The organism is Paenibacillus sp. FSL M7-0420 (genome assembly GCF_038002345.1).
In the GTDB taxonomy this organism is placed as follows: domain Bacteria; phylum Bacillota; class Bacilli; order Paenibacillales; family Paenibacillaceae; genus Paenibacillus_AQ.
This window is the reverse complement of the sequence record NZ_JBBOCJ010000001.1, coordinates 6,487,915-6,500,360: the sequence shown is the minus strand read 5'-3', so window position 1 is coordinate 6,500,360 and position 12,446 is coordinate 6,487,915. Positions and strand designations below refer to the sequence as shown.

General features: G+C 49.1%; 10 protein-coding genes and 1 other annotated feature. All 10 genes read left to right on the top strand.

Annotated features, from left to right (window positions below):
• The first annotated feature begins 3 nt into the window (after positions 1-3).
• The 10 genes from nusG to rpsL all read left to right on the top strand — a co-directional run bounded on the left by nusG (position 4) and on the right by rpsL (position 12,439).
• On the top strand, positions 4-537 hold the full coding sequence (nusG, locus tag MKX51_RS27965) for a transcription termination/antitermination protein NusG (RefSeq protein WP_020427084.1): 534 nt from the start codon (positions 4-6) through the stop codon (positions 535-537).
• A 75-nt stretch (positions 538-612) separates the two neighbouring features.
• Entirely contained in the window at positions 613-1,038 is a 426-nt protein-coding gene (rplK, locus tag MKX51_RS27960; protein WP_019908208.1) for a 50S ribosomal protein L11, read from the top strand.
• Between the two features lie 81 nt (positions 1,039-1,119).
• Positions 1,120-1,812, top strand: a complete 693-nt coding sequence (rplA, locus tag MKX51_RS27955) for a 50S ribosomal protein L1 (RefSeq protein WP_340946731.1) — start codon at positions 1,120-1,122, stop codon at positions 1,810-1,812.
• Positions 1,813-1,880: 68 nt separating this feature from the next.
• Positions 1,881-2,034 (top strand) — a sequence feature (ribosomal protein L10 leader region).
• A 64-nt stretch (positions 2,035-2,098) separates the two neighbouring features.
• Positions 2,099-2,602, top strand: coding sequence for a 50S ribosomal protein L10 (gene rplJ, locus MKX51_RS27950; RefSeq protein WP_340946733.1), 504 nt, complete (start codon positions 2,099-2,101; stop codon positions 2,600-2,602).
• Between the two features lie 63 nt (positions 2,603-2,665).
• The gene (rplL, locus tag MKX51_RS27945; RefSeq protein ID WP_036721862.1) at positions 2,666-3,025 is read left to right on the top strand and encodes a 50S ribosomal protein L7/L12; all 360 of its coding nucleotides are present in this window, start codon (positions 2,666-2,668) and stop codon (positions 3,023-3,025) included.
• A gap of 136 nt (positions 3,026-3,161) precedes the next feature.
• Positions 3,162-3,758 carry a class I SAM-dependent methyltransferase gene (locus tag MKX51_RS27940; protein WP_340994623.1) on the top strand — a complete coding sequence of 199 codons (597 nt, stop codon included), beginning with the start codon at positions 3,162-3,164 and terminating at the stop codon, positions 3,756-3,758.
• 425 nt (positions 3,759-4,183) lie between these two features.
• Positions 4,184-7,729, top strand: a complete 3,546-nt coding sequence (rpoB, locus tag MKX51_RS27935; RefSeq protein ID WP_340994622.1) for a DNA-directed RNA polymerase subunit beta — start codon at positions 4,184-4,186, stop codon at positions 7,727-7,729.
• A gap of 113 nt (positions 7,730-7,842) precedes the next feature.
• The gene (gene rpoC / locus MKX51_RS27930) at positions 7,843-11,454 is read left to right on the top strand and encodes a DNA-directed RNA polymerase subunit beta' (RefSeq protein ID WP_340994621.1); all 3,612 of its coding nucleotides are present in this window, start codon (positions 7,843-7,845) and stop codon (positions 11,452-11,454) included.
• 179 nt (positions 11,455-11,633) lie between these two features.
• Positions 11,634-11,885 carry a ribosomal L7Ae/L30e/S12e/Gadd45 family protein gene (locus MKX51_RS27925; protein ID WP_036692367.1) on the top strand — a complete coding sequence of 84 codons (252 nt, stop codon included), beginning with the start codon at positions 11,634-11,636 and terminating at the stop codon, positions 11,883-11,885.
• 134 nt (positions 11,886-12,019) lie between these two features.
• Complete coding sequence (gene rpsL / locus MKX51_RS27920; protein WP_036721853.1) at positions 12,020-12,439, top strand: 30S ribosomal protein S12; 420 nt, start codon at positions 12,020-12,022, stop codon at positions 12,437-12,439.
• Positions 12,440-12,446 lie beyond the last annotated feature (7 nt).

Below are 12,446 nucleotides of genomic sequence, written 5' to 3'. Positions count from 1 at the left end.
GATATGGAAAAAAGATGGTACGTTGTTCATACCTATTCCGGGTATGAGAATAAGGTCAAGGCCAATTTGGAAAAACGCGTTGAGTCCATGGGCATGGAAGACAAAATATTCCGCGTTCTTGTTCCTATGGAAGAAGAGCTGGTAAACAAGGATGGCAAGAAAAAAACTGTCATGCGCAAAGTTTACCCTGGTTACGTTTTGGTCGAAATGGTTCAGACTGATGATTCATGGTATGTTGTCCGCAATACGCCGGGCGTTACCGGATTTGTCGGTTCAACTGGTTCGGGCTCTAAGCCTACCGCTCTGCTACCCGAAGAGGTTGAACAGATTCTGAAGCATATGGGCATGGTTGAACCTAAAGCGAAGATTGATTTCGAAATTAAGGAATCCGTACGTATTATGGTCGGTCCATTTGCGAATTTTGTGGGCTCCGTGGAAGAAATTTTGGCAGACAAAAGCAAGATCAAGGTACATGTCAACATGTTTGGACGGGAAACCCCGCTGGAGTTGGATTTCACTCAAGTGGAGAAGATATAACAAGCACAAGGGTTTCTTGTGGGAGAATGCTGTTTAGCATTCGAATACCACTATTTACGCAAGGAGGTGTCACTCATGGCTAAAAAAGTTATTAAAATGGTGAAACTGCAGATTCCTGCAGGGAAAGCGAATCCAGCGCCTCCAGTAGGTCCGGCGTTAGGTCAAGCGGGTGTCAACATCATGGCATTCTGTAAGGAATTCAACGCTCGTACTGCCGACCAGGCTGGTCTGATCATCCCGGTTGAAATTACAGTATTTGAAGACCGTTCGTTTACCTTCATCACCAAAACTCCTCCGGCTGCTGTTCTGCTTCGCATCGCTGCAAAAGTAGAAAAAGGCTCCGGTGAACCAAACAAGAAAAAAGTAGCGAAGCTGGGCCGCGCAGCGGTTCGTGAAATCGCTGAAACCAAAATGCCCGATCTGAACGCTGCATCTGTTGAAGCTGCAATGCGTATGGTTGAAGGTACTGCCCGCAGTATGGGAATCACAATCGAAGACTAATATGTATTCGATGAACCGGTCATTCATGACCGCAATATGTGGGAGGAATTTCCGCTAACACCACAAAGGAGGAACATTTTCATGGCTAAACATGGTAAGAAATACATGGAATCTGCTAAGCTGATCAACAGCGAAGCGACTTACGAGCCTTCAGAAGCTGTAGAGCTTGTGAAAAAGGCAGCAACTGCCAAATTCGACGAAACCGTTGAAGCAGCAGTTCGTCTGGGTGTAGACCCGCGTAAACAAGACCAGGCAGTTCGTGGTGTTGTTGTCCTGCCTCACGGCACAGGCAAAACACAACGCGTGCTTGTATTTGCAAAAGGTGAAAAAGCGAAGGAAGCGGAAGCGGCTGGCGCTGATTTTGTTGGTGATGCTGACATGATCAACAAGATTCAACAGGGCTGGTTCGAATTCGACGTCTGCGTAGCTACACCTGATATGATGAGTGAAGTCGGTAAACTGGGTCGTCTGCTCGGTGGTAAAGGCCTCATGCCTAACCCTAAAGCAGGTACAGTTACTTTCGACGTTACCAAGGCTGTTCAAGAAATCAAAGCCGGTAAGATCGAATACCGTCTTGACAAAGCGGGCCAAATTCACGCGCCAATCGGCAAAGTGTCTTTCAACGCTGAACAACTGAACGAGAACCTTAAAGCTCTTATGGACGCTCTGAACCGTGCGAAACCGGCTGCTGCCAAAGGTGTATACCTTAAAGGCATTGCTATTTCGTCCACAATGGGACCTAGCGCTCGTGTGAATGCAGCTGCTTTCAGATAATTAAAGGTTGACTCCTAGAGTTATCTTTGATAATCTATAACAGTTGTGAACATTAAGGTGATCAATCTTAAATGTGAATATGCTTACCGTAGACAGTAGGTGCCGTAGGGCTTAATTTCCTACCGAGGTGTTGTGATAGAAACAAAAAGTGCCAGGCTCGCCTGATTAACTTTCCGTTTTATCAAGCCTTCGTGAATCTGCGGAGGCTTTTCTAATGCCTGCGTAGGAACGGCGGGGTTTCTCCGGAATAACCGCCGTGACATAAATTTTCAGGAGGTGTATATAATTGGCAAATGCAAAAGTAATCCAAGCTAAACAGGATGCGGTTGATGTTGTTACTAGCAAACTGCAGAACAGTGTCTCCACTGTTGTTGCAGACTACCGCGGATTGAACGTATCGCAAGTGACTGAACTACGTAAGCAGCTTCGTGAAGCTGGCGTTGAGTTTCAAGTCCTGAAGAACACATTGCTTCGCCGTGCAACTGCGGCAGCTGAGCTGACTGATCTGGACGCTGTCCTGACGGGTCCTACAGCGATCGCATTCAGCGAGACTGATGCGGTAGCAGCAGCTAAGATTCTAAATGACTTCGCTAAGAAGAACGACGCTTTGAAACTGAAAGGCGGCGTTGTAGAAGGTAAAGTTATCGATGCGGACCAACTGAAAGCACTGGCTGAACTGCCATCCCGCGATGGTTTGCTCTCCATGCTGCTTAGCGTGCTTCAAGCTCCAATGCGCAACTTCGCGCTTGCAGTTAAAGCTGTTGCTGAGAAAGAAGAACAAAGCGCGTAAGCCTTTGCTTCTGGCTTCATAATCAAGACCACAAACCAATTCAAATATAATGGAGGTTCAATCATGAGCAAAGAAACAATCTTAGAAGAAATTAAAGGCATGAGCGTACTGGAACTGAACGACCTGGTAAAAGCAATCGAAGAAGAATTCGGCGTAACTGCAGCAGCTCCAGTAGCAGCTGGCGGCGCTGTAGCAGCTGTTGAAGCTGAACAGTCCGAATTCGACGTAATTTTGACAAGCGCTGGCGCTTCCAAAATCAACGTTATCAAAATCGTTCGCGAAATCACAGGTCTTGGCTTGAAAGAAGCTAAAGAAGTTGTAGACAACGCTCCAAAAGCAATCAAAGAAAAAGTAAGCAAAGAAGAAGCCGAAGCTACCAAAGCAAAATTGGAAGAAGCAGGCGCAGCTGTAGAAGTAAAATAAGTTGATTCAATAGGTACTGCCCCGGAGCAGAAGTCATTCTCTCCGGTTTCCGCAACCCCCTTGAACTTGTTCAAGGGGGTTGCTCTATAAGGGAGCCTTGCAGGTATATGTAGTTCAACGTGAAAGGGAGGATGGTATGTCGCAGCATTATTACTCGCAGCAGCCGGAAGCGCGTCATGACAGACGCAGCATCGATACGGAGCTGAGAGGCAAACGCCTCCGCTTTACCAGCGACGCCGGTGTTTTTTCTAAAGGAGATATTGATCATGGCAGCCGTGTTCTGATTGAGGCGATGGAGATTCCGGAGGGTGCGAAGGTACTGGATGTGGGTTGTGGTTACGGGCCTATAGGGATTAGTGCGGCGCATCTCGCTTCTAAGGGACATGTGACGATGATTGATATCAACAGCCGTGCGGTCGAGCTTGCCCGCGAGAATGCGCAGCATAATGGAATCCGCAATGTTACGGTGATGGAAAGTGATGTGCTATCGGCAGTAGAGGGGCAGGCCTTCGATGTGATCCTAACCAACCCGCCGATTCGTGCCGGGAAGGCCGTAGTGCATGCGATTTTTGAACAGGCGTATGATCATTTGAATGAGGGCGGTTGTCTGTGGGTTGTCATTCAGAAGAAGCAGGGTGCGCCGTCGGCGGTTGCCAAGCTGGAGAGTATGTTTGCGGTGGTAGAAGAAGTAGGGAAAGACAAGGGCTATAGAATCTTAAAAGCTCAGAAATAAATAATAATACTCATTGACATGCGATGTCCGTAGTGGTATTATTATAAAATGTCAGTATTAAGCTAGGCTCCATGTCTTTAGTTTGCTGAAATGTCAAGTGATATATTGTTGCCCGGTAAGCGCATGCCGCACGGCAGGTTTCTGCGAATTCCGTTCTCTATGTTCCTGTCACGGCGAAGGTCGCCGGGGCAATAGATAATAGCGCATGAACTGTAGCCTGGTGACGTATAATACGCACGTTTTGGGCAAATCTACTGGATAAGGAGTATTTTGGCCGTGGATAGATGTGCTCTTTTTTCGAAAGATTTCGATAAGGGGCTTTTCTGTATTTATGGCTGAGTCCTTGTGTTATGGTTCCATTATACGGGTCCAAACAAGGGTTCGCAATCAATTTTTAAGTGAGTAGACATGAGGGGTGAGTAAAGTTGGCAGGACATCTTGTTCAGTATGGTCGACGCACTCGGCGGAGCTATGCGAGAATTAAAGAGGTACTCGAGGTCCCGAACCTGATCGAGATCCAACAAAAATCTTATGATTGGTTTTTGGAGGAAGGATTGCGGGAAATGTTCCAGGACATCTCGCCGATCCAGGATTTCACAGGGAATTTGGTACTAGAGTTCATTGATTACAGCCTGGGTGAACCGAAGTACACGGTTGACGACGCTAAAGAGCGGGACGTAACATATGCAGCACCTCTGCGTGTGAAGGTGCGTCTCATCAATAAGGAGACCGGTGAGGTAAAAGAGCAGGAAGTGTTCATGGGAGATTTCCCTCTGATGACGGAAACCGGCACTTTTATTATCAATGGTGCGGAACGGGTTATTGTCAGCCAGTTGGTTCGCTCTCCAAGCGTCTATTTCAGCACAAAAGTGGATAAGAACGGCAAAAAAACTTACACCGCCACAGTAATTCCGAATCGCGGAGCCTGGCTGGAGCTTGAGACCGACGCTAAGGACATCATGTATGTCCGTATCGACCGGACTCGTAAGATCCCGGTAACAGTGCTCTTGCGTGCTCTGGGCTTCGGCAGTGATGCTGAAATTCTGGAACTGCTTGGCAATGATGAATATATTCGCAACACGCTGGATAAAGACAACACGGATTCCACGGAGAAGGCGCTTATTGAAATCTACGAGCGTCTGCGTCCGGGCGAACCGCCTACACTTGATAATGCCAAGAGCTTGCTCGTCGCACGTTTCTTTGACCCGAAACGTTATGATTTGGCCAATGTAGGCCGTTACAAAATCAATAAAAAGCTGCATATTAAGAATCGTCTGTTCAATCAGCGTCTGGCACAGCCTTTGGTTGATGAATCTACCGGAGAAATTCTGGCAGAATCCGGCCAAATGGTGGACCGCCGCCTGCTTGATGAGCTGATTCCTTATTTCGAGAAGAGTATGGCTGCCAAAAACTACCGTGTAACCGGCGGTGTAATGGACAGCGAAGATATTCCGCTTCAGACCATTGACGTATTCTCGCCAATCGAAGAAGGCCGTATTATCAAACTGATCGCCAATGGCAACATTGATAAATCGGTTAAGCATATTACTCAGGCTGATATTATATCCTCAATCAGCTACTTTATTAATTTGCTGCATGGTATCGGCAACACGGATGATATTGACCATCTGGGTAACCGCCGTCTGCGTTCTGTAGGTGAGCTTCTGCAGAATCAGTTCCGGATCGGTCTGTCCCGTATGGAGCGCGTAGTCCGCGAGAGAATGTCGATTCAGGATGCCAATGCGATTACACCGCAGGCGCTGATCAACATCCGTCCGGTTATCGCATCCATCAAAGAGTTCTTCGGCAGTTCGCAGCTGTCCCAGTTCATGGATCAGACGAACCCGCTTGCCGAGCTTACGCATAAGCGCCGTCTGTCTGCACTCGGACCCGGCGGTCTGACTCGTGAACGCGCAGGCTTTGAAGTCCGCGACGTCCATCACAGTCACTATGGCCGTATGTGTCCTATCGAGACTCCGGAAGGTCCGAATATCGGTCTGATCAACTCCTTGTCCACCTTCGCCCGCATCAATGAATACGGCTTTATCGAAGCTCCGTATCGTTGGGTAGATCCAAAGACAGGTAAGGTAACTGAGCAAATCGATTATCTGACTGCCGATGAAGAAGATAACTATGTAGTTGCACAGGCGAATGTACTGATCGATGAGGATGGCTCCTTTAAGGAAGACCAGGTTATCGTTCGTTACAACAAGGATTCAGACAACATCACTACTATGCCTAGCAACCGTGTAGACTATATGGACGTTTCGCCAAAACAGGTCGTATCGGTCGCAACGGCGCTCATTCCGTTCCTTGAGAACGATGACTCCAACCGCGCACTGATGGGATCGAACATGCAGCGTCAGGCCGTTCCGCTTCTTATTCCTAAGGCTCCGCTTGTAGGGACAGGGATGGAGCATAAGTCTGCTAAAGACTCCGGCGTATGTATTGTCTCCAAATATGACGGTATTATCGAACGCTCCTCTGCCAATGAAATCTGGCTGCGCCGTGTTGAGGCAGTTGAGGGCAAGGAAGTCAAAGGCGATATCGTTAAATATAAATTACACAAATTCATGCGTTCGAACCAGGGTACCTGTATTAACCAGCGTCCACTGGCTAAACGTGGGGATATCGTCAAAAAAGGTGACATCCTGGCAGATGGACCTTCCACAGAAATGGGCGAACTTGCGCTTGGCCGCAACGTAGTCGTTGCGTTCATGACTTGGGAAGGCTACAACTACGAGGATGCGATCCTGCTGAGTGAAAAGCTGGTGAAGGAAGATGTATACACTTCGATCCACATCGAGGAATACGAATCCGAAGCCCGTGATACGAAGCTCGGACCTGAAGAGATCACACGTGATATTCCTAACGTCGGTGAAGAGGCGCTCCGCAATCTGGATGAGCGCGGAATTATCCGTATCGGTGCGGAAATCAATGCCGGGGATATTCTGGTAGGTAAGGTTACTCCGAAGGGTGTAACTGAGCTGACTGCCGAGGAACGCCTGCTGCATGCGATCTTCGGTGAGAAGGCCCGTGAAGTTCGTGATACCTCCCTGCGCGTTCCGCATGGTAGTGATGGTATTATCGTTGACGTCAAAGTATTCACACGCGAGAACGGCGATGAGCTGCCTCCTGGCGTGAATCAGCTGGTTCGTGTCTACATCGCCCAGAAGCGTAAAATTTCTGAAGGTGACAAGATGGCCGGACGTCACGGTAACAAGGGTGTCGTTGCCCGTATCCTGCCAGAAGAAGATATGCCGTTCCTTCCTGACGGTACGCCGGTACAAGTTGTCCTGAACCCGCTGGGCGTTCCTTCGCGTATGAACATCGGACAGGTGCTTGAAGTCCATATTGGTATGGCTGCACTGCGTCTGGGTATCCACGTGGCTACTCCGGTATTCGACGGAGCCCGCGAGTATGACGTGTTCGATACGATGGAAGAAGCCGGTATGCAGCGTAATGGTAAGACTGTGCTGTATGACGGACGTACAGGCGAGCGCTTCGAGCGTGAGGTTACTGTCGGCGTCATGCACATGATCAAGCTCGCGCACATGGTTGACGATAAGATTCATGCCCGTTCTACAGGTCCTTACTCACTCGTTACACAACAGCCACTGGGCGGTAAAGCTCAGTTCGGCGGACAGCGTTTCGGGGAGATGGAAGTGTGGGCGCTTGAAGCTTACGGCGCGGCGTATACACTGCAAGAGATTTTGACCGTGAAATCCGATGATGTGGTCGGCCGTGTGAAAACGTACGAATCCATTGTCAAAGGTGAAAATGTTCCAGAACCGGGTGTACCGGAATCGTTCAAGGTATTGATCAAGGAACTGCAGTCGCTCGGGATGGATGTCAAAATCCTCAGCGGTGACGAGCAGGAGATCGAGATGAAGGAACTGGACGATGAGGACGAGACGTCAGGCGATAAGCTGAGCCTCAATTTGGAAGGCGCAGAAGTCGGCATAGAGTAGTTCATCAGCAAGCCACTAATTTCATTACACAAAGGACCATGCCCTCTGTTGACTTCAGCGTCAAGAGAGGGCAGTGGTACTAAATCAGGATATAGGTTAAGGAGGGTTGCTCCTTGTTGGACGTTAACAATTTTGAATTTATGAAAATCGGGCTCGCTTCCCCGGAAAAAATTCGTTCTTGGTCCCGCGGAGAAGTTAAAAAACCGGAAACCATTAACTATCGTACATTGAAACCGGAAAAAGAGGGTCTCTTTTGCGAACGTATTTTTGGACCGCAAAAGGACTGGGAATGCCACTGTGGTAAATACAAACGCGTCCGTTATAAGGGCGTAGTGTGCGACCGCTGCGGCGTGGAAGTTACCCGCGCTAAAGTCCGCCGCGAACGTATGGGCCACATCGAACTGGCAGCTCCTGTATCTCATATCTGGTATTTCAAAGGTATTCCAAGCCGTATGGGTCTGGCGCTGGATATGTCTCCTAGATCGCTCGAAGAGATTATCTACTTTGCATCTTATGTTGTAACTGATCCAGGGGAAACTCCGCTGGAGAAGAAGCAGCTGTTGTCCGAGAAAGAATACCGCAGCTACCGTGAGAAATATGGCTACGGATTCCAGGCCGGCATGGGTGCAGAAGCTGTCAAAAAGCTGCTTCAGGATATCGACATCGATAAAGAACTGGAATTCCTCAAAGAAGAGCTGCGTACCGCTCAAGGCCAGCGCCGCAACCGGGCAATCAAACGTCTGGAAGTCATTGAGGCCTTCCGTAACTCCGGCAACAAGCCTGACTGGATGATCATGGATGTACTCCCGGTTATCCCTCCGGAGCTTCGTCCAATGGTTCAGCTGGATGGCGGCCGTTTCGCTACGTCTGACCTTAATGACCTGTACCGCCGTGTAATTAACCGGAACAACCGTCTGAAAAGACTGCTGGACCTCGGCGCGCCTGACATTATCGTTCAGAATGAGAAACGGATGCTACAGGAAGCTGTAGATGCGCTGATTGACAACGGCCGCCGCGGCCGTCCTGTAACAGGACCAGGTAACCGTCCGCTCAAATCGCTCAGCCATATGCTGAAAGGTAAACAGGGACGTTTCCGCCAGAACTTGCTCGGTAAACGTGTTGACTATTCCGGCCGTTCGGTTATCGTCGTAGGACCTTACCTGAAGATGTACCAATGCGGTCTTCCTAAGAAGATGGCACTGGAGCTGTTCAAACCGTTTGTAATGAAAGAACTGGTTAACAAAGGGTTAGCCCACAACATAAAGAGCGCGAAGCGTAAGGTTGAGCGCGTAAGTCCTGAAGTATGGGATGTGCTTGAAGAGGTAATCAGAGAGCATCCGGTTCTGCTGAACCGTGCCCCTACGCTGCATAGACTGGGTATCCAGGCGTTCGAACCGATTCTGGTAGAAGGTCACGCAATCCGTCTTCACCCGCTCGTATGTACGGCTTACAATGCCGACTTTGACGGTGACCAGATGGCGGTACACGTTCCTCTGTCCGCTGAGGCTCAAGCTGAAGCCCGTATTCTCATGCTGGCGTCCGGTAACATCCTGAACCCTAAGGACGGCAAGCCGGTCGTTACCCCTTCCCAGGATATGGTCCTTGGTACGTTCTACCTGACCATGGACAACAAGGAAGAAAAGGGTACCGGGATGATCCTGCGTAACGTGAATGAAGCGGTCTCTGCTTATCAGCGCGGAACTGCAGGTCTGCATGCACGTGTTGCTATTCCTGTTAAGGCTCTGGGTAAAACCAGCTTCACAGAAGCGCAGCAGAATGCTCTGCTGATCACTACTGTGGGTAAGATTATCTTCAACGAAATCTATCCAAGCAGCTTCCCGTATATCAACGAAGCTACCAAAACTAACCTGCTGCAGGGAACTCCCGAGAAGTACTTCATCTATGAAAAGGGTGCGGATGTCCGCGAACTGATCATGGCAGCTCCGGAAGCCAGTGCTGTAGGTAAAGAATATCTGGGCCTCATTATCGCCCGCTGCTTTGAGACGTATCACACCACCAAGACTTCAGTGATTCTGGATAAAATTAAGCAACTCGGCTTTACGTACTCTACACGTTCCGGTGTTACGGTTGCCGTATCGGATGTTATCGTGCCTGAGGAAAAAGCTACCATTCTTAAGGAATCCGAAGCTAAGGTTGATGTGGTTGCGAATCAATACCGCCGTGGTCTGATTACCAATGATGAGCGGTATGACCGCGTTATCGAGATTTGGTCGAAGACCAAGGATGATCTGACTAACGTATTGCTTAAATCAATGGACCGCTTCAACTCCATCATGCTCATGGTCGACTCCAAGGCGCGTGGTAACAAATCGCAGATCACCCAGCTCGGTGGGATGCGTGGTCTGATGGCAACACCTTCGGGCCGAATCTTTGAATTGCCAATCAAAGCGAACTTCCGCGAAGGCCTAACCGTCCTCGAGTACTTTATCTCCACTCACGGAGCGCGTAAAGGTCTGGCCGATACAGCGCTGCGTACAGCGGATTCCGGGTACCTGACACGCCGTCTGGTTGACGTAGCGCAGGATGTTATTGTCCGTGAAGAAGATTGTGGTACTGATAAAGGCTTCATGGTTAGCCGGATTCAGGATGGCAAGGAAGTCATTGAGGATCTCTACGACCGTATTGAAGGCCGTTATTCCTTCGAGACCGTCCGTCATCCTGAGACGAAGGAGATCATCGTTCACCGTAACGATCTGATTGACTCGGACAAGGCTGAAGAAATCGTGAATGCTGGCGTTACCAAGCTGCAGATCCGCTCTGTACTCAGCTGCCGTGCCCGTCACGGTGTCTGCAAGAAGTGCTACGGACGTAACCTGGCAACAGGTAAATTCGTGGAAATCGGGGAAGCTGTCGGTATTATTGCCGCACAATCCATCGGTGAACCGGGAACACAGCTTACCATGCGTACGTTCCATACCGGTGGTGTAGCCGGAGACGATATTACGCAAGGTTTGCCGCGTATCCACGAGCTGTTTGAAGCCCGTAACCCTAAAGGTCAGGCTACAATCAGTGAGATTGACGGGGTAGTTAAGGAAATCCGTGAAACCAAGGACCGCCGCGAAATCGAAGTCCAGGGTGAAGCAGAGTCCAAAACGTATTCCATCACTTACGGCTCCCGTCTGCGTGTCAGCGAAGGCCAGGAGATTGAGGCCGGCGATGAATTAACAGACGGTTCAATTGACCCTAAAGAAATGCTGCGTATCAAAGGGATCCGCGGGGTACAGAACTACATTCTGCAAGAAGTACAGCGTGTATACCGTAACCAGGGCGTTGAAATCAATGATAAGCACATTGAAGTTATGATCAAGCAGATGCTGCGCAAAATCCGCATTATCGATGCTGGAGATACCAGTCTCCTGCCGGGTGCATTTGCGGATATTCATGAATATGAAGCAGCCAACAAGGAAGCCATTCTTGCCGGAAATGAACCAGCAGTCGCCAAACCGGTTCTGCTCGGGATCACCAAGGCCTCCCTGGAAACTGATTCATTCCTGTCTGCGGCATCCTTCCAGGAAACTACGCGCGTCTTAACAGATGCAGCTATTAAGGGTAAAGTGGATAAATTGCTCGGTCTGAAAGAGAATGTAATCATCGGTAAGCTGATTCCTGCAGGTACAGGCATGAATCGTTACCGTAATGTGAAGCTGAGCGATCCGAATGCTGAAAGCAATGAAGAAGCTTTAGAGCCGGTACCCGCTGAATAATTGAATACTCATGGCAAGCAGTATCCGCGTGACGCAGAAATCTGGTGTGACGCGGCTGTCTGCTGTGATTATTAATAAATTTATTGTCGTTTTTCTTGACATCATGTGCTGAGGATGCTAATATGTCTAAGGTGCGTGAGTAGTCTTGTCATTCTTATTCAGTGGAGGTAATGATTTTCATGACTGATGACAGAGGGTTACAGGATGCTCAGGTCAAGATCGGTTCCAAGCAAACCGTCAAGGCGGTGGAGTTGGGCCAAGCCGCAGAAGTCTATGTGGCAGAGGACGGAGATCAACGGCTTACTTCCAGAATTGTAATGCTTTGCAACAAACAAGGTGTGAAGGTCACTTATGTGGACACGATGCTGAATTTGGGCAAGGCCTGCGGTATAGAAGTTGGTGCTGCGATGGCAGCCGTCTTAAAACAATAGCAGCAAGAGAACGTTTTTGTACCGGGGTACACTTCGGCAGCAAGGACTTTTCATTTGTCTTTTTATGAACCACCTGGGTCTGTGGACTTAATGTTTGTAAATTGACTATCATTTCAGGAAGGGGGTGGCACAACATGCCAACTATCAATCAATTGGTTCGTAAAGGCCGTCAAGCCAAAATCGAAAAATCCAAATCTCCCGCTCTTCAAAAAGGGTTCAACGCCCTCAAGCGTGAGGCTACAAATTTGAGCGCTCCGCAGAAACGCGGTGTATGCACTCGTGTAGGCACAATGACTCCACGTAAACCAAACTCAGCACTTCGTAAGTATGCCCGTGTTCGTCTGACGAACCGTCTTGAGGTGACTGCTTACATTCCGGGTATCGGACACAACCTTCAAGAGCACAGTGTAGTATTGCTGCGCGGAGGTAAAGTTAAGGACCTTGCAGGAGTTCGTTACCACATCGTTCGTGGCGCACTGGATACTGCAGGTGTTGCTAACCGGATGCAGGCTCGCTCCAAGTATGGTGCGAAACGTCCTAAAGTCAAGAAATAAGATGAGC